This is a genomic window from Acetobacter sp. (assembly GCF_052102375.1).
In the GTDB taxonomy this organism is placed as follows: domain Bacteria; phylum Pseudomonadota; class Alphaproteobacteria; order Acetobacterales; family Acetobacteraceae; genus Acetobacter.
In genome coordinates, this window is record NZ_JBQDXI010000003.1 from 16,622 (window position 1) to 41,501 (window position 24,880).

Consider the following 24,880-nt stretch of genomic DNA (forward strand, 5'->3'; position numbering starts at 1 on the left):
AAAAAGCCCCGCACTCATGATGATGAGGCGGGGCTTTTTTTGATGGCTCTACCTTATTTTTTAAGAGAGCGGACTGCGGTTACTTCAATTTCAATCAGCCAGCCAGGGTTGGCCAGCTGGGCCACGGCAAAGGCAGAACGAACAGGCAGGTTAGGCTGTTTGGGTGTGCCGAAATACTGGGTGTAAGCCTTCATCATGCCAGCAAAATCAAGCTGCTTGGTGCGGGGGTCTGCCACCATGTAAATATGCATCTGCACAACATCGCTCATGCTCAGGTGCAGTTTGTTCAGCTCCCCTTCAATGCGTTTGAGGGACGCAAGGGTTTGGGTCTGCGTGTCACCATATGCTTCTAGGCTTTTAGGTGCGGCAGATGTGTTCTGCACTGGAGCACCCATGCCGCTCAGGTAAATAGTGCTGGCACCAGCGGGGACTTCAACCGCTGTGGAGATGGGAAAATCTCCCGCGCCGTGACGAATGATGCCGTCTTCTGCCTGCGCAGCAAGCGGTGCAGCAAGCAGACCACCAGCCAGCAGGCCAGCGCACAGGAGGGGTTTGGAAAACTGCATGTTATTCTTCCTCAACACTCAAATGGGGGCGCATGTCCGTAATATCTTCGGGTTTGAGCGCGTCCGTGTAGCTGTTACCAAAATGGGAGCGAATGTAATTGACCACATCCGCCACCTGTTTGTCATTCAATAGGCCCGCGAACCACGGCATGCCGCCATAGCCGTTGAGCACAACATAGGCGGGGTAGTCGGCCGCTTTCAGTTTGGGGTTACCTGCCAGTGCCGGGAAGTGTGCTCCGGCCCCTTCAGCTCCTTTCCCGTCCGCCATGTGGCAGCTTTGGCAGATATGCTTATAAACGGCAGCGCCATCAGGCAGCGCCTGCATTTTGCCCGCAACTGCACTGGCGCTATCGGCCTTGGCTGCGTTGGGTAGGGCAAGGGGGCTGAACACCACCCCGGCGAGAACCAGAGCAGAAATGCTAGGAATAAGACGCATCAGGCAGCTCCCAGTGTGCGTTTGTGCAGACGGGTTACAGCATCCAGCGCGGAAAGGATGGCTCCTTCCTGCCAGCAGCCAACGTAGGAGGCATGTTCACCCGCCAACACCACGCGGTTATCAATGCTGCACAGGGTTTTGTAATGGGTTTTACGGGCTTCCTCTGTCCACATGGAGCAGCAGCCCAAGGTCCAGGGAACACGACTCCACGCAAAGCTGACACCGTTGGAAAATTCTTTGCGGTATTGCGGATGAATGGCCGAACCCTGTGCCAGACCACGCTCAATCCGCTCCTGCGGGGTCATGCCGGCAAAGTCGTAGGCGGCAGGTCCAAACATATAGCCGCCCAGCAGCACACCCGGACCTTTGGAGAAATAGCCGTGGCTAGGATAGGAGATCTGGCTGATCTGCTGGTCTGTAAAGCTGATGCCACCATAAATCTGGTCATCTTCCTCCCAGAATCGGCGCTTGAATTCCAGCCCCAGTTTGACGGAAGAGGCATAGGGAACAGCCTGAATGGCGGCCTTCATGCCATCACTGACCTGCACGTCCAGCTGGGACAGCACGGACAGCGGAATGGTGCAGACACAGTAATCCGCCTGCGCCTGCCGTACGGCCCCCCCATTGGCCATGTCATTATAAGTGACAGTGACACCGTGCTCGTTCTGATGGATGGCGCTAACCTTGCAGTTAAGCGTAATCAGATCCTTGACCTGACGTGTGAAGCCCTTGCCAATCTGGTCCATGCCGCCAACAGGCTGGAACATGGTGGTTTGCATATCCAGCCGTTCGTGAAAGGCCATCCAGGTCCACAGGCCGGACTTGAGCACTTCTTCCCGTCCGAAGAGGTCAGACGGGATGGGGGCACCGTCAATTCCACCCCCTTGCGGGCGGGCAAAACCTCGACGCAGAGAACTGGTGTTGCCTTTGGTGTAAGCGTAGTCCTTGTTCAACGCGCCCCAGGATTTCATGGCCGTGCGCAGATGGTCCCGCTCATCCGCTGTGGCAAAGTCATCCAGCTTGTGCTGGTCAATGGCTTTGGCGAGGAGTTCCGCGGTGAAGCCGTTGAAGTCTGACGCAAATTCGCGGTAGCGAACGGCCTTGCCACCAAAAGCACCGCTGGAATGGAGCCAGCTATTGTGGTTCAACTCCACAAAGGGTTCCAACTCCACCCCAAACTCACGGCAATAATGCAACAGGCCTTGATGATGGTATGGGATACGCCATGGGCCAGGATTGATATAGTTACCCGCTGCAAAACCAACTTTCTGGGTGGCGCCCCCAAGTTCGGTTACGGTGTCCCCACCACGCAGACTGATGTTACGGCCGCCGCTGCGGGTCTGGAATTCCAGCACCTGCACATCATAGCCAGCCTTACGGAGCTCATAAGCAGAGAGCATGCCGGACAGGCCAGCACCCAGCACCAGAATTTTTGTGCCTTTTTTGGCCCCTTTCAGGGCAGGTGCGCCTTTGAAGTCTGTTCCGGTAGCGTGGCCCATGGCGGTCATGGCCTGATACAGTGCTGCGCTGCCAGCCAGAGTGCCAATGCGGGTTAAAAGCTGCCGCCTTGTAGGAGGGAGGGAACGAGCATGTGGCATTCAGTAATCCCGCAAGAGTCGTGAAGAATGCTGCCTGCACAAAAGGCGTTGGGGCGCCTAAAGCAAAGCATGGCAATGTTGTCTTATCGAAACAATATGCGATTTGTTTCGATAAAGCAATATAAACACACAGGCAGTTAGGCGGGAATTTAGACAAAAAATGCGCGCGGGATCGCTCGTGCTGCTCAGGGAGAATTGCGCGAGAAAAACGCTCTTGGGGTGTTTTTAGGAAGGAGGAAAAAGCAGGTATTTTTTGCCTAAGTGACTATAGGCAGCAGCATTCTGCAAAGCGTTGTTGGTCGGACGGGCAGGGATTCGCGCGGGTAAGTTGCAGACTGCAAACGCATTGTTTGATAGCCCGTGATAGCCGTAGTGCCGGTGGTATTCCGGCCTCCGCTACAGCGCATCAAGACATGCTTTGATACGCTGTGGGCTGTTCTTTAACCCTCTGCCAGACGGACAAATGCGCGGAGTGTGCGTTGTTGCGTCAGAAAAGTTTGCATTGCGGTACGCGCTTTGCCCGCATCGCGCCCGAGGGCAATTAAAGCTGGAATTTGCGTAGGCTTGCGGAGCAGGGACCCGGCCAAGGCTCCAATATTCAACCCACCATCAGGAGACAGCACAGCCGCCGCGACAGGGGGGAGGGTACGAGTGGCAGGGTCACACACCACACGCAACACAGCGAAGGGAAGCCCCGCTTCCTCCGCCGTGCGGGCTAGAAACCCGCTTTCCATGTCCAGCGCGGCGCAACCAGACTGAGTAAATAGTCGCGCTTTTTCTTCAGCAGTCAGGACCACATGGTCACTATGCAGCAGAGTACCCCCTAGCGTGGCTGGCTGGGTGCCCCCCAGAATATGGCGGAGCGTTGGGTCGCACCGGTAGCTGGTGCCCCACGCCTGCACGGTCTCTGGCACAATCAGCGTGCCAGCAGGCAAGGCTGGGTCCAGCCCTGCCGCCAGACCGAAAGAAAGCAGGCAATCTGCCCCGCACGCGGCCAGACGTGCGGCTTCCCGTTGAGCGCCAACGCGTGTGGCACCGCTTGCAGCAATGGCCGCATGCGGGAAGATTTGCCGGATAAATTTGGCCTCGGCTTTTAGCCCGACCAGAATACCCGGCTTTGTTGGGGCACTATGCGCTGTGGTCATGCTGCTTAGAACCCAAAGGCGACACGGCGGCTATTGCTGCTTTCCAGATTACGGTAGCGGGCCAGAGCCATGAGCGGGAAGAACTGCTTGTAACCATGGTAACGCAGGTAGAAGACTTTGGGGAAGCCAACAGCATTGTACGGGTCTTCATGCCATTCCCCATTCTCATCCTGCTGGCTGGCCAGCCATGTCATGGCTTTGCCAACGGCGGGGTCATCCCGGCGGCCAGCGGCCATAAGGCCCAGTGCAGCCCACGCGGTCTGGGATGGCAGGCTCTCACTATACACGCCGTGAGCACCCCCTTCATAGGTTTCACAGCCTTCGCCCCAGCCGCCATCTTCGCGCTGTACGGACCGTAGCCATTCAACAGCCCGCACAACAGCTGGATCATCATGTGACACGCCAGCTACGTTGAAGGCGCACAGCACGGACCACGTGCCATAAATATAGTTGGTGCCCCAACGGCCAAACCATGAGCCATCTTCTTCTTGCTCGGCCCGCAGGTAGGCAATGGCCCGGTCAATAACGGGCTGGTCTTCTACATGGCCAAGCTGTTTCAGGAAGGAGACGCAGCGGGCTGTTACGTCTGCCGTGGGCGGGTCTAGCAGAGCACCATGGTCCGAGAACGGAATGTGGTTGAGTATTTCTTTGTCGTTATCAATATCAAAGGCACCCCAACCGCCATTGGTGCTTTGCATGCCAATAATCCACTGACGGGCACGCTCAAGCGCTTCAGCGTTGGCGGGGTCTCCTTCCCGGTGCAGCAACATGCCCACAACGGCGGTGTCATCCACGTCCGGGTAGTGGTCATTGCCGTACTGGAAAGCCCAGCCGCCGGGTGCCAGATCTGGCTTGTTGATGGCCCAGTCTCCCTTGACGGTGAGAATCTGCTTCTCACGCAGCCATGCGCTGGCTTTGCGCAGTTCTGTCAGGGTTTTTTCCGGGGCAATGCCTTGTGGACCAGAGGCGGATTCCAGCATGGCATGACCTGACAGGCTTGTATCCCAAATAGGGGAAACACAAGGCTGGCAGTAGGCTTCATCATCCTTGATCACCAGCAGCTTCTGCACGGCTTTCCAGGCTGTGACGGCGCGTGGGTCTGTATCCGGCACACCAAGAGCACGGTACATCATGACCACATTGGCCATGGCCGGATAAATGGCACCCAGACCGTCTTCCCCGTTCAGGCGGGGTTCAATGAAGTCAATGGTGGCCTTAATGGCTTTCTGGTGCGTTTTGGCGGGAATAAGTGGGATAAGGGGGCGCAATACTGCATCCAGCCCTTTGAACATACGCCCCCATGCAGAACGATAGGGCCCACAAATCCAGTCTTTCACGGCATCAGGTTTGGTAACAAACAGTTCCTGCACGTGAATGCCACGCGGGTTGATGGCTTTTGGCTTGAGCGCTGCCAGAACCAGCAGCGGCGCTATAACCGTGCGCGACCAGTAAGACATATTCCAGACGGAAAAGAACGCCTTGCGTGGCAGGAGCATCAGCTCAATGGGCATGACCGGCGTTGCCCGCCAAGGCACTTCTCCAAACAGAGCAAGCTGGCAGCGGCAGAATACGTTGGAGCGCTCAGCGCCGCCATGGTCCAGAATGGCCTCGCGCGCACGGCGCATGTGCGGGGCATTGATGTCTTCGCCGGTAGCCTTGAGCGCAAAATAGGCTTTCACAGAGGCAGAAAGATTAAACTTGCCGTTATGATACAGCGCCCAGCCGCCGTGATCTTCGCTTTGGGTGCGGCGGAGATAGACTGCAATTTTCTGCTGGAGCGGGTCATCAATCCGGTCCAGATAATGTTCCAGCAGCACATATTCGGACGGAATGGTGGCATCAGCCTCCAGCTCATAGACCCAGTGGCCGTCTTCTTGCTGGCGTTTGCCCAATGCGGCCTGTGCGGTGGTGACCACACGGTCCAACTCTTCCCGGGAGAGGAGTGTTTCGGAAAGAGCGCTGCCATTAACGGCCATGGTGAATAGTCCTTTCTGTTGTGGTCCAAACCGGCCAAAAAAGAGAGAGTGCCGCTCTGCCTCAGGATGGGCGGCGTAACCCCAGAGTATAGACAGCCTGCACGCCGGAGCGCATAGCGCCTTCCAATGTGGCGGGCAGGCCAGTTGCCGTCCAGTCCCCTGCAAGCGCAAGATTGACCAGAGCCGTTGCCGGACCTGGGCGCAGACGGTTCTGGGCAGGAGTGGCGGCAAAGGTCGCCCGTTTTTCCCACACAATGCGCTGATGTGGTGGGGTGGCGGGCAAGGCTGTTTTTAAAACCGGGTCACAGGCGCGGCGTACATCATGCCAGATGGTGCTGGCCAGCGTGTCTTGATCCTGCGTTGCAAAACGATTGGCGGCACTGACGGTGACAGACAGAATGTCATTCCGCAGGAACACCCATTCCGCAATGCTCCCTACCAGCCCCATAAAGCCGCTTTGGGCAAAAGTGCCCAAGGGTTGCGGAGCCTGATCTAGACGGAAATGCAGGTTGAGGATGCTCTCAAACTCATCAGGCGCGCTAAAGCCGGGCAGACGGTCAGCTAGCAGGCTGGAGGCCACGGGGGCTGGCACAGCCAGAATAACGGCATCTTCCGCCGTGATAGGGAGTGTGCCCTCAGAGGTCTGCAGCGCCGTGACGCGCCCGCGCTCACAGTCCAGTGCGGTAATACGGCTTTGGGTACGGACTTCCACCTGCATGATGGCAAGATGCGCCAGAGCCGGGTCTACCAGTGATTCGGACAGGCCGTCCTTGGCATACCATGGCAGGCAGGCATTCCCGCCCTGAGAGAGGGATTCCCGTACAACTGCCCCTAGCAGGGCGGCGCTTCCTGTTTCGTAGGACGTATTGAGAGCGGAAATAGCAAAAGGCTCAAGCAACCTGCGGGAAAACGCGCCGGGCAGCAGGCAGTCCGCAACTGTCTGGTCCCCTGTGGCGGCCATTAGTTTTTGCAGGCTACGCAGTTCCACAAGGCGCATGTCTGGCACACGCTTGTGTGGCTGGAACACCCACCACGGCACTTTGCCGCGGGAGAGGTCCAGCGTCCAGCGGGCCTCTTCCTTCAGGTCAACAAACGGGAAAAGGGGAGCGCCGGGGCCTGTCAGGGTGTCTGTAGCCCCTGTCATGGCCAGATAACGGAACACGGTTTTATTGGCAGAAAGCAGCAGGTGGTTGCCGTTATCAATCCGGCAGCCAAGCTGACGGTCTTCATAAGACCGGGCGCGGCCACCACAGGCCCGCCCGGCTTCATGCAGGATAATGTGCTTGCCACAGCCTGCGGCTTCAACAGCGGCGGCCAGACCCGCCATACCGCCACCAATAATATGCAGTGTTCCTGCCATTGTTTTTACTGCCTGCGCTGGTGGTTACGGAATGTAGGAGGATGCCAGTGCGTAGGCCTTGCTCAGGGCAGAGGTCTTGGGGCGGGCCAGCAGAACCTCCTGCGCCCAGCCCCGTTTGCACAGTGCTACCAGAATGGATTCGTAACTGGCACCCATAATGCGGGCAGGCAGCATGGCCTTTGGCGTGCACAGCTTCATGGTGGCAAACGCCTTGCGGAAGTGGTCCTGCGCACGTGCGGCCAGAATGCGGGCCACATCTTCCAGCCCCGGTGCGGACAGCGCCTGAATGGGGTTGAGCGGGACATGAAAGCGGTTCAGCAGGTCTGCTGGCAGATACAGGCGGCCACGGGCTGCGTCTTCCGCAATATCGCGCAGGATATTGGTGATCTGGAGGGCGCGGCCCAGGTGGTAAGCTACCTTCTGCGCGTTGTCTGAACTATCCCCAAACACATAGACGGACAGGCGGCCCACGGCAGAGGCAACGCGGTCACAATACAGGTCCAGCGTTTTTTCATCCGGGGCGACAATGGCGTTCTCGGCATCCATGATCATGCCGTCAATCACAGCATCAAAATCAGCCTGCCGGAGGGAGAAGAAGCGTATCGCGGCCATAAGCACCCGTTCCAGCGGGTCATGGGCCTCACCCTCATAGAGTCTGGCAATGCGGGCATGCCACTCTTCCAGTTCCGCCTTGCGCTGGGGCAGGGGGTCTGAGCCATCGGCAATATCATCCACCACGCGGCAGAAGGCGTAAATGGCGTACATACCATAACGCCGCATGGGGGGCAGAATACGCATACCGGCAGCAAAGGATGTGCCGGCCTGTTTTACAGTGCTTTCCACCCAAGCCAGATCTGCCGGGTTGCAGCCAAGAGGGGTTGGCTGGTCATGCGTCTGAATATCTTCGGCTGTCACGCGCGTTCCACCTGTCTGTTGGGGATCATGAAAAGAAGTGAAGGTCTTTTTACAGAACTTACCCGTGGGGGAAAGGTCAGGGCCATACCCGCAGGGCCGCAAGCCCTGCATGGAGGACATCCGGCTTGGTCAGGGCTACGCGGCTGGCAAGGGGGTCCTGCCGGCGCAGGCGTAGGGTCAGCCGCTGGGCAAGGGCCACAATGGCGGCACATTCCATACGGAAGCGGCGGTCCTTCATATAGCCGGGCAGGCTGGCGGCCTGACGGTTCAGTGCATCCACACCATCCAGCAGAGTGTTAAACACCCGGCGCAGGCGGGGGGAGGTTCGTCCAGCCTCAAGGTCTGACACGTCTGCCCCGGCCAACCGGAGCAGGTCAGACGGCATGTAGCAGCGTTTCAGCCGGAGCAGATCTTTCTGGCAGTCCTGCAAATGGTTGAGAATTTGTAGGGAGGTGCATAGTGCGTCTGACGCCGGGTAAGACTCCGGGCTTTCCTTATGCAGGTCAATCAGAAAGCGCCCTACGGGATTGGCCGAGTATTTGCAGTAGCGCAGCAGGTCATCCCACGTTTTGTACTCGACCCCGTGGGAGTCATCCCGAAAAGCGATCAGTAGGTCAGTAGCCGTTTCAAAGGGCACGCCGGTGCTGATAAGGGAGGTGCGGAGCGTTGCAGCGCTCATGGCGTCCGGGCGCATAATAGGGTCACGCTTGCCAAGCAAGACATCTTCCATGGCGTTCAGGCGGGTGATCTTGTCTTCCGGGCTGAGGGTTTCACAGTCCGCAATATCGTCAATAACACGCGCATAGGCATAGTAGGCGTGCACATGGGGCCGCAGTTCCTTGCTGAGCAGAAAGGAGCCTACGGGAAAGTTCTCGTCTGATGCGCCTTTGCCTGAGGAAACATCGGCCTTGCCCCAGACGGAGGAGGATGTTTCGGTCATGCATGGTCTCTCGGCTGGTGGGCTTTCATAGCCCGGACCTTTACACGCTCTTTTTGCACCTGCCTACTCCCGCCCGGTATGGCGGTGTTTCCGCTACCGCGTATGCAGGGCGGGAAACAGACGGTTCTGCCGGGGAGGTGGTGTGCTCTCGGGGGGAGTGGGGGCCTGAGGTCGTTTTGTGAGGTTTTTTATGCGTATTTCTGACATGATTGCCGTGTTGAGTGCCGGATACACTCACCTATCAGAACGGAGGAAAAGGCCATCATGGCAGCCAAGTTTGAACTTTATAAAGACAAAGCTGGTGAATACCGTTTCAGGCTGAAGGCAGGGAATGGCGAGATCATTCTTGCCAGTGAAGGCTATACAAAGAAGGACAGTGCCCAGCATGGCATTGAGTCCGTCAAACAGAACGCGCCGGATGATGCCCGCTATGAGCGCAAGGACGCCAAGTCTGGCAAACCGATGTTCAACCTCAAGGCCCGCAACGGCGAGGTGATTGGCACGAGCGAGCAATATGAGAGCGCGGCCGGACGTGACCACGGCATTGAGGCGGTGAAGAAAGCCGCCCCTGATGCCACGGTGCATGACCTGACCCACTAATCCCCCTTCGGTTGGTCACAATAAAAAAAGGGGAGCCGGTGAGGGCTCCCCTTTTTGGTACAGGTCAGTTTTAGTGTGGCCTGTGGGACTGTTGGCCGGACCGGCGGGGTGCTGCGCTATCAGAGGCAGCATCACACGCAGGACTATTCACAGTCTGTTTCCCGCTATTGGGAATAGCGTCACGGTACGCACGGTTTTTCCACACTACGCCCCGGCCCCGGTAATGGTTTAGGGCCGAGCCAAGCGTGGCAGCAGTATAGAAAAGCGCTACAAGCGGCAGTGCCAAGGCCCAGAGCGGTGAAATACGGAACCGCCGCAATGTCGGCAGGAAAGAGGCCATGGATGTCAGCCATGTTGCCAGCCCCACCCATTGTACAACCCCATGGCCAAACAGAGCCAACAGGCCGGGTGCCACCCAGACCACCAGCATAGCCAAAACGGTCAGCACCAGCAGAATGGCGGAGAAATGAAGCTGCACATACGCTGTGCGGGCAATCATGTTCCAGACATCTGCCGCACGGGGGTAAGGGCGGATAGATTTGGCTAAGCAGGAATGCCCCAGATAAAGCCGTCCGCCATTCTGCTTGACGCAGGAGGCCAGCGCACAGTCATCAATCAGTGCGCCGCGGAGGGCAGCAATACCCCCAATTTCGGCCAGAGTATCCCGTCGGATCAGGATGGTTCCGCCAGCAGCTCCCGCTGTGCGGCTGGCCGGGTTGTTGACTTTGGCAAACGGGTAGAGCAGGGCAAAAAAGAACACAAAGGCAGGCACCAAAGCCCGCTCCGCCAAGCTTTCACACTGAAGTTCCACCATTTCAGACACCATATGCAGGGCGTCTGTCTGGGCTTTGGCAACCAGTGTGGCAATGTGGGCAGGTGCATGCACGATATCTGCATCGGTCAGCATAACATAGCCGCCTGTCCCGGCGTTCTGGCGGTTGGCTTCCGCCACACCCTGAGAGACCGCCCAGAGCTTGCCGCTCCATCCGGCTTCAGGGTCAGCACCGTCCAGCACGGTCAGTCGTTTATGGGGGTCTGGCAGCGCGCGGGCGAGGGCACCGGTTGCATCCTCGCTACGGTCATTGACCAGAATAAGGGAAAGTTTGCCGGGGTAATCCTGCATCAGCAGGGAGGAAAGAGCGGTTTCTATAGACTCCGCCTCATCCCGTGCTGGAATAACAACCGTTACTTCTGGAGCTATGGTGGCTGTGTGCGTCTGGGGCGGGATGGGCTGTAAAATAGGCCCCCCCTGCCAGAATTTTCCGTGAAAGAAAATCAGCCCGAACCAGATGACCGCGGATAAAATGGCCAGAGCAAGCAGCATGTGCCGTACTCCTTATTTCAGCATACCGTTATTACGGAACCATGTGATGGCATCTTCAACAGCCTTGCGGGCCGGGCGCGGCGCATAGCCCAGATCCTGTATGGCTTTGTCTGAAGAGAAGAACATTTTCTTGCGGGACATGGCCAGCATTTCCCGCGTGACACGCGGTGAAAACCCAAAAGAGCGTGACAGCCATTCAGAGGCTACAGCCACTGGCCAGATCACGTTCTGGGGCAGGCTGATACGCGGCGGGGGCACATGGGCAATTTCAGAGACCATGGCAAACAGGTCCCGCAGCAGATAGTTCTGGCCACCCAGAATATATTTCTCGCCAATGGTGCCGCGTTCCAGCGCCAGCGCATGGCCCTCTGCCACATCATCCACATGCACGATGTTCACGCCTGTATCCACATAAGCGGGCATACGACCGGCGGCGCAATCCAGAATCATTTGCCCGGTAGGGGTGGGTTTGATGTCACGGGGGCCAACGGGGGTGGATGGGTTAACAATAACCGCTGGCAGGCCCTGCTCCTTCACAAGGCGCAGCACTTCCTGCTCCGCCCGGTATTTGGAGCGCTTGTAAATGCCAATCACGCCGTGTTCCTGCACCGGCGTGTTTTCATCAGACACCGTGCCATCCCCAACCAGCCCGAGGGCCGCCACGGATGAGCAATAGACAATGCGTTCAACGCCTGCCTTCTGGGCTGCAAGCATGAGCAGGCGTGTGCCCTCCACGTTGGCAGTCATCATGGGGGCTGGGTCTGGCACCCACAGGCGGTAGTCTGCGGCCACATGAAACACATAGCGACAGCCTTCAACGGCGCGCGCAAATGTGTCCGGGCGGGAGAGGTCCCCTTCCACCAACTCGGCGGGGATGTCGGCAATGTTGCGTCGGTCACTGCCTTCGCGCACCATCAGCCTCAAGGAGTGTCCGCGTTCCAGCAGGGTTCGGGCTACAGCAGAGCCAACAAAACCTGTGGCACCGGTGACAAGCGTATGGGCGGTCATGAAAGGGCGCTCCCATAAGGGTATGAAATAACACGGTACAGAGACCGAACAGATGGTCTGCTTCTTTATCCTGCCGCCCAAGGTGGCGCCAGACCCTATGCTGGTGTAAGTGGACGGTCACGCAAGAACATACCCCCCCTGTCCGCGCACGAGCGGCAGGGTGCTGGGGGGCCCAAAGGGGGCGTCCTGGGGAGATAGAGCTTAGGCATTGAAAAAGCTTACTATTTTTCTCACTTTGCTCGGCCTGGTGGCCATTACTGCAGCCGTTGCCTGGAGTGGCTTTGGCTCTGTCATGCATGCTGTCATGCGTATTGGTCTGGGCGGGTTCCTTCTCATGGTATGCTGCCAATTGGCCGTAAATGGCGTGCTGGGGCTGGCATGGTATTCCGCCGTACCTGAAATTGGGTATTTGCGCCTGCTGGGCGCACGTATGGTGCGGGATGCTGCGGCCACATGCCTGCCTTTCTCCCAACTTGGGGGAATTGTCATTGGCATACGGGCAACCTGCTCAGGCCACGGCTTTCATAAGCGCGACTCTCGCACGGTTGATCTGCCGGAGGCCACTGCCGCCAACCTTGTGGATATTACAACCGAGGTCATGGGCCAGACGGCTTTTGTGCTGCTGGGTGTGGCGTTTCTTGTGGCGCACCAACGCAACAGCCCGTTTGTAGTGCCGGTTATCTTTGGGGCTGTGTTCCTGATGGTGGGAACGGCAGGCTTTGTCTGGACCCAGCGTAACGGCGGCCACATATTCCGCCGGTTGGGGAGCAAATTTTCCAGCAGTCTGGCTGCCCAGTGGCATGATAATCTGCTGACAGGTGCTGGAAACCTGCAAGAACGGATGGAGGCGGTCTGGAGCCACCCGTTGCGTATTTGTGGCTCTGCTTTTTACCATTTTCTGGGCTGGATCAGCAGTGCTGCCATGTTGTGGCTTGCCGCCAACCTGATGGGTGCGGGCCTGAGCTTCCCTAACGCCATAGCCGTAGAAGGGGTGACATGCGCCATCATGTCCGTAGGGTTTTTGGTGCCGGGTAGCCTTGGTGTGCAGGAGGGGGCCTATATTGCACTCGGGCATGCCTTTGGGCTTGAGTCGTCCGTCTCTCTCGGGTTGTCACTGTTACGCCGGGGGCGTGAGCTGGCGCTGGGTATCCCCATCCTGCTGCTGTGGCAGTTTATGGAAATGCGCGGCCTGCGTGCTGCCAGTCAGCCCGAACCCGTACAGGCACCAGATGCCGCGTATGTGCCAACTTCTTCCGTGGTGAAAGAATAAGAGCGTGCAGACACCATCTGACACCAGAGACCTTCCTCCCGTTTTTGAAACGCTCGTGGTTGTTGGGCCGGGGCTGATCGGGTCTTCCGTCCTGCGGCGCGCCAAGGAATACGGTGGGCTGGCCCGCCATGTTATTGCTGTGGATAAAGACCCCGCCGTATGTGCCCGCGTGGCAGAATTGGGCATTGCGGATGAGGTTACGGATAACGCAGCAGAAGCCGCAGCACGGGCAGATTGCGTTATGCTGTGTGTGCCTGTGGGGGTAATGGGCCCTGTTGCAGCAACGGTGCTGCCCGCCATGCAACCGGGTGCCATTCTGACAGAAGTTGGCTCTACCAAGGTTTCGGTCATTGAGGCGATCAGCCCCTATTTGCGGCCAGATGTACCGTACGTGCCTGCACACCCTATGGCAGGAACAGAGTTTTCTGGTCCGGATGCCGGGTTTGCCACGCTGTTTGAAAACCGCTGGTGCCTGCTTACGCCGCTGGAGGCTACGCCGGATGCCGCAATAGAGGCCATAAGAACCCTCTGGCAGCGCTGTGGTGCCCGCCTGCGGGACATGACCCCCGCGCACCATGACCGTGTTTGCGCTATCGTCAGCCATCTACCGCATCTGTTAGCGTTTACCATCTGCGGCACAGCAGATGATCTGGCAGATGAAACACGCTCTGAGGTGCTGGATTTTGCGGCGTCCGGCTTTCGGGACTTCACGCGTATTGCTGCGTCAGACCCTACGATGTGGCGCGATATTTTCCTTCTGAACCGTGAAGCCCTGCTGGAAATGTTGGCCCGTTTTATGGAAGACGCACAGGCTATGGCCCGCGCCATCCGTTGGGGGGATGAAGCCTATATTGTGGACCGCATTGAGCGGGGCCGGAAGATTCGCAAAAGTCTGATTGAAAACCAACAGGCCTGATTACAAAACGCCGGGACTGTTCCCGGCGTTTTTTTTAACGGGTCTCAGGTTGGTTGTCCGTAAGCCTTAATGTGCAGCGCATCCAGCCTTTTATGGGCGCGGTCCGCCATAGGGTTGAGCGCCATAACTTTCTGCCAGGCTTTCAGGGCAGCGGGACCATCCTTGCGGTGCTCCTCAACCGTTGCCAGCAAAGCCCAGCTTTGCACATCGCGCGGGTCGCGTTGCAAGGCGGCTCCCAAATCCTGCACAGCCCCATTCAGGTCTCCCGCAACAAGGCGCATCTGCGCACGGGAGCGCCACAGGATGGCTTTATCAGATTGCAGGGCGATGGCATCGCTCATGTCCTCCACGGCCTCATCCGGCTTGCTGTTGGCACTATCTTTCTCGGCCCGGCGCAGGAGGAGTTGAGTGGTGGGGGAAATGTCAGCGGCGCGCAGAGTCTCTAGCGCAGCTTCCAGCCCATGCGCCTGTTCGGGCGTTTTTGCCTTTGCCAATTGATCCGCCAGTTGAGCAATCTGGTCTTCAGGCTTGGCGGGTTTCTGAGCAGTGGGGTCGGGTTGGGCAGTGCCCGGTTTGGGAGCAGACGGTGCAGGTGCTGGGCCGGGCGGGGCGACCGGTTCCGGTGCGTGCGCTGCCGGGCGTGATGCGTGTTGAGCCGGAGTATGAGACGGAGTCTTGGAGTGCTGAGCCTGATGAGGCTGGGTTTCTGCCATGCCGGAGGAGAGCGGCGCAATGCTGCCCCCCAGTACGAGAACGGCCCCGGTTAGCAACAGAAACGAGCGTGGCGTGCCAGAACGCAAAAACCCGCTTCCCTGCAAAGCAGAAAAACGGGTTGCGCACATGTCATGCGTTTTCAGCCAGCCAAAGAGGGCCGGAGAAAGCATGGATTAGCCCTGACGAGCTTTCATGCGGGGGTTCTTCTTGTTGATAACATAAACCCGGCCGCGACGCCGTACTACACGGCAGTCTTTATCGCGCACCTTGGCCGATTTCAGGCTGTTTCTGATTTTCATGGCCCGTTATTCTCCGCCAATACTCAATGAAGTGGAAACAAGTTGTGAGCGCACATACCGAGCCTGCTTATATGAGTCAATGTTTTCGGCCTGCAAAGCGCCATTTTCTTTCGGTTTTGGGCTGTTTTCCGGTATTTAATGGCCTGATTGTGGGCTTTTGGCTGCAAGGGAGCTTTCTTCCGGGTGTGGGGCGAGTGCGGCAAAAGCAGTCGCCAGAGTATGGAAATCTGCCGCACGGGGGGAGCGGGGCCGCCATGCCAGCCCGATTGTGCGCCATACTGGCCCACCAGAGAGCGGGCGGGTAATGACTTTGTGGCTGGCCAGCAGCCCGTTTTCCGTGGCCAGTGCAGGCACAACCCCTATGCCCAGCCCCAGTTCAACCATATCGGCCATGGTGTGGAGGGAGGTGGCGGTGAATGTGGAGTCGCCCTCTCCATCTGAGCTATCCCACCCGCGGCCCTGACGGCAGACCGCCAGTGTTTGTTCCCGCAAGCAATGTCCGTCTTCCATCATGATCATCCGCTGGTCTTCCAGCCGCTCGACGGGAACATGCGCCAGGGATGCCAGAGGGTGCCCATCAGGCATGATCACCTGAAACGGGTCTCGCCACAGGGGGAGCGTTTCCGTGCCGTCACACAGGCAGGGCATGGCCAGCATGAGAATATCCAACCGCCCCAGCGCTAGCTTCTCCAGCAAATGCTCTGTCGTATCCTCGGTGATGGAGAGGGTGATCTGGGGAAAGCGTGCCCGAATGGTTTTGACAATGGGTGCCACCAGAAAAGGCCCGATTGTGGGAATGATACCCAACCGGAGTGGGCCGGTAAGCGGGGTGCGGGCTGCCGCCGCCAGTTGCGGCACAGCTTCCAGTGCTTCCAGCGCCCGGCGGCCCTTGAGGGCAATTTCATGCCCCAAAGGTGTAAAAACAACTTTCTTCCCCACTGTGCGGTCCAGCAACTGGGCGTCCAGTTGGCGCTCCAACGCCATAATACCTGCCGACAGGGTGGATTGTGTGACGGCACACGCGGCAGCAGCCCGCCCGAAATGCCGTAGTTCCGAAAGGGCTATCAGGTAACGCAACTGCTGTGCTGAGGGCAGGGGAAACATGTCAGACCTTTAAAAACATCAGGCCCTAAGGCCAAAACTGTGGTGATACTTACGCCCTGACGCGGGGTTCAGATCGTAATCGATCATTTCGATTGTTTTGATATAAAATATTCATTGGCATAAATGAATATGCCGCGCCATATAGAGTTTCACAAGCAGCGATGCACAGGCAACGTTGTATTTTGAACCTGATACTAAGGAGCAAGCTTATGCTGACCGTTGGTGATAAGTTCCCAAGCTTTGACCTCACTGCCGTTCCGGGTGGCCCTGAAGGCCTTAAGGGTGAGTTTGTTCAGATTTCTGACAAGTCTGACGCTGGTAAGTGGAAAGTTGTTTTCTTCTGGCCAAAAGACTTCACGTTTGTCTGCCCGACCGAAATCGTAGCTTTTGGCAAGCTGGCAAAAGACTTCGCAGACCGTGATGCCGTTGTGTATGGCGTGTCCATCGACAGCGAGTTCGTTCACCTGAACTGGCGTCTGCACCATGAAGACCTGAAGGGCCTTCAGATCCCGATGCTGGCAGACATCAAGCGTGAGCTGACCGAAGGCACGGGCGTTATGGCGAAGGACGCTGGCGTTGCCCTGCGTGCAACGTTTGTGGTCGACCCACAGGGCATTATCCGCCATGTGTCCGTCAATGACCTGTCCGTTGGTCGTAACCCGCAGGAAATCGTACGGATTCTGGACGGCCTGCAGAGCGACGAACTGTGCCCATGTAACTGGAAACAGGGCGACGACTTTATTAAAGTCTGAGACCAGTTGGCTTTCCTGTACCGGCTGGTTCGGTACAGGCTTTCTGCAAGGTGGTTTGTGCCACCTTGCAGGGTAGCCCCTGCGCAGCAGGAGCTTACCCTTGGCAAGGTTTTGTGCCTTGCCTGCGTTATGTCTCTTGTTCGTACGGCAAGGGGATGTAGCAAGCTCAGTTTTTTCTGACACACTATATGCGCCGTGTGCGGCGTCAGAATTTTGGCACGGGTGTCACGCCTGTGGCCTTTCACGTTCCCATTTTGCAAGGATAATCAGATGTCTCTGGATGCCCTGAAAGACCGTATTCCCGACTACGCAAAAGACCTGCGCCTGAACCTTGGTTCTCTTGCAAATGATGTCAGCCTGACCCCGCAGCAGTTGGCTGGTACATTTGTGGTTTCTGCTATTGCATCCCGCAATGATGACGTGACCAAGGCCATTGTGGCGGAATTTGCAGACAAGCTGACACCAGACGCCCTGAATGCTGCCAAAGCGGCCGCTGCTATTATGGGCATGAACAATATTTACTATCGCTTTGTGCATATGGCAGGCGGTGACTACGGCAAAATGCCTGCGCAATTGCGCATGAGCGTTATTGGCCGCCCCGGCGTGGAAAAAGCAGACTTTGAACTCTGGTCTCTGGCTGTCTCTGCCATCAACGGGTGTGATCTGTGCGTAACCAGCCATGAAAAGATTGTGCGTGAAGCACTGGGGGCCGAGTCTGTGCAGACTGCTGTGCGTATTGCAGCCACCGTGCATGCCGTAGCGGTAGCCTTGCAGGGTGCCGCCGCGCTAGGTGAATAAGAAGAAAGCATTTTTTAAAAGTCGTTCAAGGTGGGCTGAGGTGCTTTATGATGCCTGAATGAGGTATCTTGTGCCCCGATGGTATTGCGTCGGGGCGACAAAGCTACTTGTTCAGTCAGGCTAAGGCCCTGTCTAGACCTCAGATCTGAACTTTTGAAACAACGTCTAAGCGTTGCGTTTTCTTTTTTGTGCTGATGAAAAATGGCTCGGCTTATGCTGGGCCATTTTGCGTAGAGCTTGCGAGAGTGCGTATTAGAAGACGCGCGGTGCAGAAGATATGCTATATGGGAAGGAGAAACCCCTGAGGGGTCGCGCCCTTTCTCTATAAAAATATATTTTTGAGAGAAAGTGGCGCGAGTGACGGGGCTCGAACCCGCGACCTCCGGCGTGACAGGCCGGCGCTCTAACCAACTGAGCTACACCCGCAGTCCAGACGCTCATCAGTGATGTGCGTTGGTATGTCGCGTCTTATAGCGAGGATTTTTTGTTTGGCAACAGGGTTTATCGAAAAAAATGCATTTTTGTTATTTTTTCTGTCTGTTCAGCGGGTTACAGGCTGTGCAGACAGAGCCTCCCCTCCATCATATGAAGGGGAGGCGTCTTTAGGGGGCAGAAATCAGGGCTGCTTTTCAAATGCGCCTGCAAGGGTAAGTGTCACATCATCACCCACAACCGGCACATATTTGTTCACACCGTAGTCGCTGCGCTTAATAACGCCAGTGGCCTGAAACCCTACCGTATAGGCTTTGTCCATCGGGTTTACGCCGGACCCAACATAGGTGGCGTGCAGGGTAAGGGGTTTAGTAATGCCATGCAGGGTAAAGGTGCCCGTAATGGTGGCGCCGCCTTTGCCATCTGGCGTTATTTTAGAGGAGGTAAAGGTGGCCGTGGGGTAATGGGCTACGTCAAACCAGTCTGCCTGCTGGAGTTCGGCTGTCAGTTTATCACTGGTGGTCTGCACACTGTTGACCGGAACAGTCACTTGCAGGCGGGAGGCAGCAGGGTGGGCTGTGTCCAGTTTCAGGGTGCCGCTTGCGTTGGAAAACAGGCCCACATAGGGCGTAAAGCCAAAATGCAGCAGAGAGAACAGAACCTGCGTATGCGTTGGTTCAATGGCGTAGTTACCACTCTGCACGTCTGAAAAAGATGCAGCCTGAGCACCAGACAGAGTCGTGCCAGCCAGTGCTGTTGCGGTGAGTGTGAGGACCAGAATTTTTTTCAGCATAAGAAAACAACCTTGTTTGTGTGAACGGAAAGGAAGGAGGGGCTGCGTATGGTGCTCAAGCCGGACTGACGGCATGGGGCTGGGCCATAGGCGCAGTGGGGGAAGGGGAGAGGCCAAACCCAAAACCGGAAAGCGCCTTGCCGTTAACGGTATCGGCATAAGTGCGTTGGCCTTGGTCTGCGCCCGCCGCACCAGCTACAACCATAAGTGGCAACAAGTGCTCCTCACGCGGGTGGCATAATTTGGCAGCGGGCGCTGCCTGCCATTGGGTCAGACTCTGATTGCGCTCGGCTTCTGGTAGGTAGGCAGCCTGAAGCAGCCACGTATCAAAAGCACGGGCAGCGTCATCGGTAGTAGGGTCTGCGTTCATGAAGTGCCGCAGGTTATGGTAGCTCATGCCTGTGCCCAGAATCAGCACGTTCTGATCCCGTAAAGGGGCGAGCGCCTGCCCTATCCGGATATGGAGTGCGGGGTCCAGAGTGTTCTGCAAGGACAGTTCGACCACCGGAATTGTTGCCTCTTCAAACGTCACCATGAGGGGAATGAACACCCCATGGTCCAGCCCCCTTTCAGGGTCAGTAGCGCTAGGGATACCAGCTTCGGTGAGAAGAGCAGCCGCCTGCTCTGCCAGTGCCGGGGAGCCGGGCGCAGGATAGCGCAACTGGTAGGTGTGCGGTGGAAAGCCGGAATAATCGTAAATCAGACTGGGTGCTTGGGCCGCTGTCAGGGTGGGAACAGCACTTTCCCAGTGGCCGGAAACAACCAGTATGGCATCTGGCATCTGGGGCAGGCTGTGGCGCAGGTTGCGCAAATACGCCTCCATGGCGTCCCACGTCACGGGCCAGTCCATAAAAAAGCACGGGCCGCCGCCGTGGGGAATAAACAGCACAGGCTGGCGGCCGGTAACCGGATGTGAGGTTTGAGCGGCCATGGGTGCCGTACTCCTGAAAACAACAACGAACCGAGTGTCTGCTCATTTTCACGGTTTGATAAGCGCGTATTTTGGCAACAGATTTCACACGCATGGTGTGAGATGAAAAACCAAAAGCATGATGGGCGAGTAGTGAAAATGGAAGCGATAGCGCTTGTAAAACTGTGCGTGTTTAAAGTGGTGGTGCGCAAGACTATTGTAGGTGGAAACTTATAGTTTATTCATTTTGAAGAGTGCCAGATTTGTAAAATATAAGCCTTCATATGGCCGTGAATATATTGTAAAAATCACAGGCAAAATTTTATTCGGGGATATCAATGTCGTTCAATACTAAAGCCCTCATTCCTTTGGCTGCGCTGCTTTCTCTTGCCGCATGTGCAGAAACCCCAACAGCACCAACCGCACAGGTTTTGCCGGGCCCCGGCAAGGACTATACTGTCTTTCTACAAGAGCAGCAGTTTTGCCGTAATCAGGCTGCTCAGGCCATTAGCGGGCAAGCTGAGCACCAAAATCACAGAGCAATTTACGGAGCTTTGGCTACAACAGCACTGGGTGCTGGCCTTGGTGCGGCGGCTGGTGGCGGCGCAGGTGCAGGTATTGGTGCTGCGGCAGGTGCGTTGGGTGGTAGTGGCGGTGGGGCATATTATTCCCAAAACCAGCAGGATGGCCTCCAGACGCAGTATAACAATACGTATGTGCAGTGCATGATTGCCTACCACAACGTTCTGCCGGGCTATACGGCGCAGGCTCCAGAAAGTGCGCCGGTACAGCGCTCACACGTCAAAACCCGTCAGCCTGCCAAGAAAGCAGCTGCAACGTCAGGCAAAAAGCCAGACTCAACAATTGAGCTGGATTAAGAGTGCACTAAAGAAAAGAGAAGGGCTAGTTTTTTGTTTGAACCAGCCCCTGTTTTTTAGTTTGCTGTTACGTCCGCATGAGTTGCGGCAATAAATTGGCGGAGTGTGTTAAAGGCAGGGTTAAGGGTTGGTTGCCCCAGAAACCCTTGCGTCATGACAGGCAGCGGCTGTTGCGGTTGCGCTGTAACGGTCAGTTTCCCGCCTTGTATGGTCCACTTTTCCAAAGGAGAGGCGGCGTCAGGTACAGTCTCCGTTTGTGGAAACTGCGTATTCGGTACGGCCTGCGCACGCTCTACCAGTCCGGAGTTGTCCAATTTAAGTGATGCACTGTTCAGCACAGCACTATTCGACTGTGAGGCCAGTTGCATCAGCATCAAAAAGCTTTGTTCCGGATTGTTCTGAACCATGCCAGACAGCGCTTTGAGCTGCTCTACAGGTACGCCACCAAGGTCAAAATTGACAGTCCAACCACCAATTTTGTCAAAATCAGACTGGGAAGCGAAGCGGAGTGTCTGGCCAGAAAGAGTGTAGGACAGTGAGGCATTTCCCGTAACGTGGGTATAGCCCAGCGTTCTCAGGCCCTCGCCTCGGAATGTGCCGCCTGTATAGGTTCCTACATCATTCAATGGGCAGTCAATATCGCTGGCTGTCAGATCAAGAGAGTTTGGCAGTGTGCTGGAGGATGACAGGCCACTCGCTGACAGAGCGCCAATTTTGAGGGGCGGCGAACCCGCTCTGGCGAACTGTACCTGCACGTTGTGCAGCGTAACAGACCCAAAAGGCGTTGCGCTCACAGACTCGTATTTGACATAAGGTGAGAGGCCAGACTGAGTGAGAAAGTCCTGAACCTTCTTATCAGCGATTGTACTGGCTTCGTGGCGTACCACGCCCCAACCAACGCCTGCCAGCACAATCAGGCCAACACCGCCGCCTATAAAGACAGTGCGGTAACGTGCCCATAAACCAGACCGTTTTTCTGGGTCTGCCATGGTTGTGCGCAGGCCTTGCAGGGTATCTTCTCCCTGATGCACGACCGTGCTGGCAAACTTGCCAAGCTGGTCAGCCGTGGCCTTGGTCGAGCTTTTGATGCGCGGAGCATGTTCACCCCACAAGGCTTCGGCCCGTTTGAGGACATCATCAACAGATGATGTGTCCATAGGGGCAAAAGCCTGAGCAGAGCTTGCCTCTGCCAGCTTGCCGGGAGGGGCGAGGGCGGAAAGAGGGGGGAGCAGAAGGTTCGGGTCCGGCTTCCCCTGCGCCAGAGGCGCTGTGCTGTATGTGCCAGACTGCATGGGTTCGGCCTTAGGAGAGGGAGGATTTGGTCGTGTTTTCACGCTGCCAGGCAAGTTCATCCCGGATCATGAAGATCACTAACGTCAGTTCACTGGAAACACGGGCCAGAACAATGCCCACAAGTGTAACAATGGTGCCTGCGATCAGGCCGAGAATCAGGCCGAGAATAGCCCCCATAGCAGAAGAGGAGCCAGACATCTGTGCCCCATTAATGCAGCCGAGCAGAATGGAAATAAATGTTCCAAAGCCAGTCAGCATGCAGAAAAACACGCCAACATAGAAAAAGAATTTGATGAATTTGGGGGTAATCAGCGTGTCAAATGTCAGAAGAGATTTCATTGGTGCGATCCCGTATTGGAAAAAGCGTGAGCAAAAAAGACGTTCCGCAAACCGGTTTTCTAAAAAGCGCGGTTCAGGGTTTAACTGTGGGTTGTAGCGCAGCCAGAAGGGCCTGTGGGTCTTCCGCTTCCTTGCATTGATCCTGCTGACAGGCATGAAGGGTTTGCACGGTCATTTCTGCCGCGGGGAAGTCCCCTTTTTCAGGAACACTGACAGGCCCCTGCACAAGATACCATGTGCCGCTGGCGAGGGCAGGCTGATCCTTAGGTGTTGTTAGGTTCAGTTTGCCCGGCCATTTGGTTGGCACCTGTGCGCGACCACTGCCATCCGCCTGAACAAGCAGAATGGCATCTACAGGTGCTCCCTGCATAATGGTTCTGGCGCGCACAGACCGCATGGTGTTCAGGTCGGGTGTGTTAAATCCATGCGTGTTCTGGCCAACCCACATGGCCAATTTTTCAGACCGGCTGGCACTCTGTAAGCGCTCCGCCATTCTACGCCGGTTTTCAGCCTGTTGTTCAGCGGCTTCTTTGGCCTGCTGTGCTGCTTTTGCTGCTTCCTGTGCCTTACGCATGTTTTCCAGTGCGTCTGGGCCAATGTCAGCAAGAAGGCTGGTTTTGTCTGTGTCGCTGTAGATTTTCACATGGGTCAGCGTCACTGGCTGTGGCGCGTTATCTGCCATTTTATCCAGTTGGCTGTCTTCTACATGGAAGGTCAGAACGGCCATCATCTCCCGGTTGATGAAGCCAAAGCGCGTCCGCTGTTTCAGGAATTGTTCTGCTTCAGCAGCGGGCATAGGCAAGCGGAATATTGGCGCAGTTTCACCAAGCTTCAGACCGACCCGACCGGGAACGGTCGTGTCAGACATATCGCAGGAGCTGGACAGTGTGAGAACATTGCCATCGAGCGCCACCGGGAAGGAAGACTGTTTAAAGTCATACTCACCAAGGCGCACAGCCAAGTTTGCTTCAAGGGTGCCCGCCGGGATTTGCTGGCTGATCTGGGTCAGATCTGCCTTGGCCCTGTTCTCAACCTCATGTTTCCGGAACTCGTTACCTTGGGCGGCAAAAAAGTCGCGCTGGAAAGCATGGCGTGCCCAGCAAGTCTGAATATTTTCATTATCCAGCAGCGCCGGATTATGGCGGACCAGTAGGGCCAGTAAGCCCATGTATCCTTCCGGGAGTACAACCGGTGTTTGTTGGGGCACTGAAGGCGCTGCGTCCTGCGCCTGAGCGGGAGATGTCGTGGGTGCGGGCGCATCTGCTGCTGGTGCATTGGGTGCAGTTACGGCTGCGGCACCCAATGCGTCAGGCACCGGGGGGAATGGGGCTGCTGGTTGGGCAGGGGGAGCTGGCTGGCTCGCTGAAACCTCGGCAAACTGCCAGTTGGTGCCCCTAGTGGCCTGAAGGTGCCGAGCTTCGGACCCGTTTTGGATGACAGCAATATCCACAGACTGCACGGCGGCGCACTGGTGGTCAGTTGCCAGTTTGCGCCCTAATGCGTTGGCTAGGTGGATCTGCTGCTCAACAGCACCAATGTCATGGCTTTCTGGGGTAATGGCCATTTTCAGGTGCAGGTCGGTCACGGCGCACCGTGCTGCTGGGTCGGCAAAATCTATTTCAACATTATGGTGGCGCGAATGGGCAAATGTGGCTGGTTCGGCCGCCGCCGTTTTGGAAACAAGAGGGTGCAGGGCGAGCGCTGCAACACCGGAACATATGAGATAGCGCCATAAAAAAGCAGATTTATGAAATTGCGACATCGTCCACTCCTAATATCTTACAACTTATACACAAATAAAATTTAAGATGACGATAAAAATATAACTTTGAAGGTATAAATTTGAAGAAGGTAAGCTGCGGTCTGCAATAATGCTTAAAATGACCGAACTGTTCTATAAAAAATGGGCAGGCAAAGGCTACCTTGCGGTAGCCTTTATCTTTTGTGCTGGGAGGAGGCTCAGCCCTTCTTGGCAGCTTCCACACCACTGCGGATGAAGTCTGCTGCTTCTTCGCGGGAGCCCCAGCCGGTTACTTTGACCCATTTGCCGGGCTCAAGGTCTTTGTAGCGGGTAAAGAAATGCTCGATGGCTTTAACCGTGATTTCCGGCAGATCTGCAATGCTTTCCACTTTGCTGAACTGCGGGTGAATCTTGTCGTGCGGGACACAGATGATTTTTTCGTCCTGACCGGATTCGTCTTCCATCTTCAGCACACCAATTGGGCGTGACCGGATAACGGAGCCAGGCACTACGTTGGCGGGGGTCAGCACTAGCGCATCGGTCGGGTCACCATCAGCGGCCAGTGTGCCGGGAATGAAGCCGTAAGCCGTGGGGTAGGCCATGGGTGTAAACAGGAAGCGGTCAACAAAAATGGCCCCGCTGTCTTTGTCTACTTCGTATTTTACAGAGGAACCCTGCGGGATCTCAATGACGACATTAATGTCAAATGGTACATCTTTACCGGCGGAAATTTTTGATACGTCCATAACGTACTCCAGCACTAAAAATACGGA

General features: G+C 56.5%; 26 protein-coding genes and 1 tRNA gene. 7 read left to right on the forward strand and 20 right to left on the reverse strand.

Going from position 1 to position 24,880, the window contains the following annotated elements:
• Nucleotides 1–53: 53 nt before the first annotated feature.
• The 8 genes from ACTIDN_RS01770 to hpnC form a co-directional block, all read right to left on the reverse strand.
• Nucleotides 54–566 (reverse strand): RidA family protein, encoded by a 513-nt coding sequence (locus ACTIDN_RS01770; protein WP_441375781.1) that lies wholly within the window; start codon nucleotides 564–566, stop codon nucleotides 54–56.
• 1 nt (nucleotide 567) lies between these two features.
• Nucleotides 568–1,002: a c-type cytochrome gene (locus ACTIDN_RS01775; protein ID WP_441375782.1), complete on the reverse strand. Its 435-nt coding sequence runs from the start codon at nucleotides 1,000–1,002 to the stop codon at nucleotides 568–570.
• Nucleotides 1,002–2,600, reverse strand: coding sequence for an FAD-dependent oxidoreductase (locus ACTIDN_RS01780; RefSeq protein ID WP_441375783.1), 1,599 nt, complete (start codon nucleotides 2,598–2,600; stop codon nucleotides 1,002–1,004). The genes ACTIDN_RS01775 and ACTIDN_RS01780 overlap by 1 nt, the downstream gene beginning before the upstream one ends.
• Before the next feature lie 440 nt (nucleotides 2,601–3,040).
• Nucleotides 3,041–3,745 (reverse strand): phosphorylase family protein, encoded by a 705-nt coding sequence (locus ACTIDN_RS01785; protein ID WP_441375784.1) that lies wholly within the window; start codon nucleotides 3,743–3,745, stop codon nucleotides 3,041–3,043.
• Between the two features lie 5 nt (nucleotides 3,746–3,750).
• Entirely contained in the window at nucleotides 3,751–5,721 is a 1,971-nt protein-coding gene (shc, locus tag ACTIDN_RS01790) for a squalene--hopene cyclase (protein ID WP_441375785.1), read from the reverse strand.
• A 61-nt stretch (nucleotides 5,722–5,782) separates the two neighbouring features.
• On the reverse strand, nucleotides 5,783–7,081 hold the full coding sequence (hpnE, locus tag ACTIDN_RS01795; RefSeq protein ID WP_441375786.1) for a hydroxysqualene dehydroxylase HpnE: 1,299 nt from the start codon (nucleotides 7,079–7,081) through the stop codon (nucleotides 5,783–5,785).
• 24 nt (nucleotides 7,082–7,105) lie between these two features.
• Nucleotides 7,106–7,996 carry a presqualene diphosphate synthase HpnD gene (gene hpnD / locus ACTIDN_RS01800; RefSeq protein ID WP_048837934.1) on the reverse strand — a complete coding sequence of 297 codons (891 nt, stop codon included), beginning with the start codon at nucleotides 7,994–7,996 and terminating at the stop codon, nucleotides 7,106–7,108.
• 76 nt (nucleotides 7,997–8,072) lie between these two features.
• On the reverse strand, nucleotides 8,073–8,936 hold the full coding sequence (gene hpnC / locus ACTIDN_RS01805) for a squalene synthase HpnC (RefSeq protein ID WP_441375787.1): 864 nt from the start codon (nucleotides 8,934–8,936) through the stop codon (nucleotides 8,073–8,075).
• Nucleotides 8,937–8,938: 2 nt separating this feature from the next.
• Here hpnC and ACTIDN_RS01810 point away from each other — a divergent pair, with 2 nt between their 5' ends.
• Both ACTIDN_RS01810 and ACTIDN_RS01815 read left to right on the forward strand, forming a co-directional pair.
• Nucleotides 8,939–9,118 carry a hypothetical protein gene (locus ACTIDN_RS01810; protein ID WP_441375788.1) on the forward strand — a complete coding sequence of 60 codons (180 nt, stop codon included), beginning with the start codon at nucleotides 8,939–8,941 and terminating at the stop codon, nucleotides 9,116–9,118.
• An 82-nt stretch (nucleotides 9,119–9,200) separates the two neighbouring features.
• Nucleotides 9,201–9,536 carry a YegP family protein gene (locus ACTIDN_RS01815; protein ID WP_415508592.1) on the forward strand — a complete coding sequence of 112 codons (336 nt, stop codon included), beginning with the start codon at nucleotides 9,201–9,203 and terminating at the stop codon, nucleotides 9,534–9,536.
• A 70-nt stretch (nucleotides 9,537–9,606) separates the two neighbouring features.
• Here ACTIDN_RS01815 and ACTIDN_RS01820 read toward each other — a convergent pair whose 3' ends face one another.
• On the reverse strand, nucleotides 9,607–10,860 hold the full coding sequence (locus ACTIDN_RS01820) for a glycosyltransferase (RefSeq protein ID WP_441375789.1): 1,254 nt from the start codon (nucleotides 10,858–10,860) through the stop codon (nucleotides 9,607–9,609).
• Between the two features lie 12 nt (nucleotides 10,861–10,872).
• Complete coding sequence (hpnA, locus tag ACTIDN_RS01825) at nucleotides 10,873–11,868, reverse strand: hopanoid-associated sugar epimerase (protein WP_415508590.1); 996 nt, start codon at nucleotides 11,866–11,868, stop codon at nucleotides 10,873–10,875.
• A gap of 208 nt (nucleotides 11,869–12,076) precedes the next feature.
• Between hpnA and ACTIDN_RS01830 the strand changes: the two genes are divergently transcribed.
• Both ACTIDN_RS01830 and ACTIDN_RS01835 read left to right on the forward strand, forming a co-directional pair.
• A complete protein-coding gene (locus ACTIDN_RS01830; protein ID WP_441375790.1) occupies nucleotides 12,077–13,138 on the forward strand; it encodes a lysylphosphatidylglycerol synthase domain-containing protein in 1,062 nt (353 codons plus the stop codon).
• Nucleotides 13,139–13,142: 4 nt separating this feature from the next.
• Entirely contained in the window at nucleotides 13,143–14,054 is a 912-nt protein-coding gene (locus ACTIDN_RS01835) for a prephenate dehydrogenase/arogenate dehydrogenase family protein (RefSeq protein ID WP_441375791.1), read from the forward strand.
• Nucleotides 14,055–14,098: 44 nt separating this feature from the next.
• Here the strand turns inward: ACTIDN_RS01835 and ACTIDN_RS01840 are convergent, their stop codons facing one another.
• The 3 genes from ACTIDN_RS01840 to ACTIDN_RS01850 all read right to left on the reverse strand — a co-directional run bounded on the left by ACTIDN_RS01840 (nucleotide 14,099) and on the right by ACTIDN_RS01850 (nucleotide 16,171).
• The gene (locus ACTIDN_RS01840) at nucleotides 14,099–14,938 is read right to left on the reverse strand and encodes a tetratricopeptide repeat protein (protein WP_441375792.1); all 840 of its coding nucleotides are present in this window, start codon (nucleotides 14,936–14,938) and stop codon (nucleotides 14,099–14,101) included.
• A gap of 3 nt (nucleotides 14,939–14,941) precedes the next feature.
• Nucleotides 14,942–15,067 carry a type B 50S ribosomal protein L36 gene (gene ykgO / locus ACTIDN_RS01845; RefSeq protein WP_003625637.1) on the reverse strand — a complete coding sequence of 42 codons (126 nt, stop codon included), beginning with the start codon at nucleotides 15,065–15,067 and terminating at the stop codon, nucleotides 14,942–14,944.
• 135 nt (nucleotides 15,068–15,202) lie between these two features.
• Complete coding sequence (locus ACTIDN_RS01850; RefSeq protein WP_441375793.1) at nucleotides 15,203–16,171, reverse strand: hydrogen peroxide-inducible genes activator; 969 nt, start codon at nucleotides 16,169–16,171, stop codon at nucleotides 15,203–15,205.
• 209 nt (nucleotides 16,172–16,380) lie between these two features.
• On the opposite strand from ACTIDN_RS01850, the gene ACTIDN_RS01855 reads away from it, so the two are divergent.
• Entirely contained in the window at nucleotides 16,381–16,923 is a 543-nt protein-coding gene (locus tag ACTIDN_RS01855) for a peroxiredoxin (RefSeq protein ID WP_048837798.1), read from the forward strand.
• 270 nt (nucleotides 16,924–17,193) lie between these two features.
• Nucleotides 17,194–17,721: a carboxymuconolactone decarboxylase family protein gene (locus tag ACTIDN_RS01860; protein ID WP_441375794.1), complete on the forward strand. Its 528-nt coding sequence runs from the start codon at nucleotides 17,194–17,196 to the stop codon at nucleotides 17,719–17,721.
• Nucleotides 17,722–18,070: 349 nt separating this feature from the next.
• On the opposite strand, the gene ACTIDN_RS01865 is transcribed toward ACTIDN_RS01860, so the two are convergent.
• The 3 genes from ACTIDN_RS01865 to ACTIDN_RS01875 all read right to left on the reverse strand — a co-directional run bounded on the left by ACTIDN_RS01865 (nucleotide 18,071) and on the right by ACTIDN_RS01875 (nucleotide 19,877).
• Nucleotides 18,071–18,147: transfer RNA gene (locus ACTIDN_RS01865), tRNA-Asp, on the reverse strand.
• Between the two features lie 190 nt (nucleotides 18,148–18,337).
• The gene (locus ACTIDN_RS01870) at nucleotides 18,338–18,946 is read right to left on the reverse strand and encodes a YceI family protein (protein ID WP_441375795.1); all 609 of its coding nucleotides are present in this window, start codon (nucleotides 18,944–18,946) and stop codon (nucleotides 18,338–18,340) included.
• A gap of 55 nt (nucleotides 18,947–19,001) precedes the next feature.
• Nucleotides 19,002–19,877 (reverse strand): DODA-type extradiol aromatic ring-opening family dioxygenase, encoded by an 876-nt coding sequence (locus tag ACTIDN_RS01875; RefSeq protein WP_441375796.1) that lies wholly within the window; start codon nucleotides 19,875–19,877, stop codon nucleotides 19,002–19,004.
• A gap of 317 nt (nucleotides 19,878–20,194) precedes the next feature.
• Here ACTIDN_RS01875 and ACTIDN_RS01880 point away from each other — a divergent pair, with 317 nt between their 5' ends.
• Nucleotides 20,195–20,734, forward strand: coding sequence for a glycine zipper family protein (locus tag ACTIDN_RS01880; protein ID WP_441375797.1), 540 nt, complete (start codon nucleotides 20,195–20,197; stop codon nucleotides 20,732–20,734).
• Between the two features lie 56 nt (nucleotides 20,735–20,790).
• Here ACTIDN_RS01880 and ACTIDN_RS01885 read toward each other — a convergent pair whose 3' ends face one another.
• The 4 genes from ACTIDN_RS01885 to ppa form a co-directional block, all read right to left on the reverse strand.
• Nucleotides 20,791–22,026 (reverse strand): hypothetical protein, encoded by a 1,236-nt coding sequence (locus tag ACTIDN_RS01885; RefSeq protein WP_441375798.1) that lies wholly within the window; start codon nucleotides 22,024–22,026, stop codon nucleotides 20,791–20,793.
• 10 nt (nucleotides 22,027–22,036) lie between these two features.
• Nucleotides 22,037–22,366 (reverse strand): DUF4282 domain-containing protein, encoded by a 330-nt coding sequence (locus ACTIDN_RS01890; RefSeq protein ID WP_415509086.1) that lies wholly within the window; start codon nucleotides 22,364–22,366, stop codon nucleotides 22,037–22,039.
• A 73-nt stretch (nucleotides 22,367–22,439) separates the two neighbouring features.
• The gene (locus ACTIDN_RS01895; RefSeq protein WP_441375799.1) at nucleotides 22,440–24,128 is read right to left on the reverse strand and encodes a hypothetical protein; all 1,689 of its coding nucleotides are present in this window, start codon (nucleotides 24,126–24,128) and stop codon (nucleotides 22,440–22,442) included.
• A 197-nt stretch (nucleotides 24,129–24,325) separates the two neighbouring features.
• Nucleotides 24,326–24,853 (reverse strand): inorganic diphosphatase, encoded by a 528-nt coding sequence (gene ppa, locus ACTIDN_RS01900; protein WP_441375800.1) that lies wholly within the window; start codon nucleotides 24,851–24,853, stop codon nucleotides 24,326–24,328.
• Nucleotides 24,854–24,880: the final 27 nt, after the last annotated feature.

Excerpts from the sequence above, each read along its gene's own strand:
- ACTIDN_RS01885 (WP_441375798.1), bottom strand. The coding sequence starts at position 22,026 with ATGCAGTCTGGCACATACAGCACAGCGCCTCTGGCGCAGGGGAAGCCG.
- ACTIDN_RS01870 (WP_441375795.1), bottom strand. The coding sequence starts at position 18,946 with ATGCTGAAAAAAATTCTGGTCCTCACACTCACCGCAACAGCACTGGCT.
- ACTIDN_RS01875 (WP_441375796.1), bottom strand. The coding sequence starts at position 19,877 with ATGGCCGCTCAAACCTCACATCCGGTTACCGGCCGCCAGCCTGTGCTG.
- ACTIDN_RS01775 (WP_441375782.1), bottom strand. The coding sequence starts at position 1,002 with ATGCGTCTTATTCCTAGCATTTCTGCTCTGGTTCTCGCCGGGGTGGTG.
- ACTIDN_RS01780 (WP_441375783.1), bottom strand. The coding sequence starts at position 2,600 with ATGCCACATGCTCGTTCCCTCCCTCCTACAAGGCGGCAGCTTTTAACC.
- ACTIDN_RS01810 (WP_441375788.1), top strand. The coding sequence starts at position 8,939 with ATGGTCTCTCGGCTGGTGGGCTTTCATAGCCCGGACCTTTACACGCTC.
- ACTIDN_RS01860 (WP_441375794.1), top strand. The coding sequence starts at position 17,194 with ATGTCTCTGGATGCCCTGAAAGACCGTATTCCCGACTACGCAAAAGAC.
- ACTIDN_RS01815 (WP_415508592.1), top strand. The coding sequence starts at position 9,201 with ATGGCAGCCAAGTTTGAACTTTATAAAGACAAAGCTGGTGAATACCGT.
- ACTIDN_RS01855 (WP_048837798.1), top strand. The coding sequence starts at position 16,381 with ATGCTGACCGTTGGTGATAAGTTCCCAAGCTTTGACCTCACTGCCGTT.
- ACTIDN_RS01785 (WP_441375784.1), bottom strand. The coding sequence starts at position 3,745 with ATGACCACAGCGCATAGTGCCCCAACAAAGCCGGGTATTCTGGTCGGG.
- ACTIDN_RS01820 (WP_441375789.1), bottom strand. The coding sequence starts at position 10,860 with ATGCTGCTTGCTCTGGCCATTTTATCCGCGGTCATCTGGTTCGGGCTG.
- ACTIDN_RS01850 (WP_441375793.1), bottom strand. The coding sequence starts at position 16,171 with ATGTTTCCCCTGCCCTCAGCACAGCAGTTGCGTTACCTGATAGCCCTT.
- ACTIDN_RS01880 (WP_441375797.1), top strand. The coding sequence starts at position 20,195 with ATGTCGTTCAATACTAAAGCCCTCATTCCTTTGGCTGCGCTGCTTTCT.
- ACTIDN_RS01770 (WP_441375781.1), bottom strand. The coding sequence starts at position 566 with ATGCAGTTTTCCAAACCCCTCCTGTGCGCTGGCCTGCTGGCTGGTGGT.
- ACTIDN_RS01840 (WP_441375792.1), bottom strand. The coding sequence starts at position 14,938 with ATGCTTTCTCCGGCCCTCTTTGGCTGGCTGAAAACGCATGACATGTGC.
- ACTIDN_RS01895 (WP_441375799.1), bottom strand. The coding sequence starts at position 24,128 with ATGTCGCAATTTCATAAATCTGCTTTTTTATGGCGCTATCTCATATGT.
- hpnE (WP_441375786.1), bottom strand. The coding sequence starts at position 7,081 with ATGGCAGGAACACTGCATATTATTGGTGGCGGTATGGCGGGTCTGGCC.
- hpnC (WP_441375787.1), bottom strand. The coding sequence starts at position 8,936 with ATGACCGAAACATCCTCCTCCGTCTGGGGCAAGGCCGATGTTTCCTCA.
- ykgO (WP_003625637.1), bottom strand. The coding sequence starts at position 15,067 with ATGAAAATCAGAAACAGCCTGAAATCGGCCAAGGTGCGCGATAAAGAC.
- shc (WP_441375785.1), bottom strand. The coding sequence starts at position 5,721 with ATGGCCGTTAATGGCAGCGCTCTTTCCGAAACACTCCTCTCCCGGGAA.
- hpnA (WP_415508590.1), bottom strand. The coding sequence starts at position 11,868 with ATGACCGCCCATACGCTTGTCACCGGTGCCACAGGTTTTGTTGGCTCT.
- ppa (WP_441375800.1), bottom strand. The coding sequence starts at position 24,853 with ATGGACGTATCAAAAATTTCCGCCGGTAAAGATGTACCATTTGACATT.
- ACTIDN_RS01890 (WP_415509086.1), bottom strand. The coding sequence starts at position 22,366 with ATGAAATCTCTTCTGACATTTGACACGCTGATTACCCCCAAATTCATC.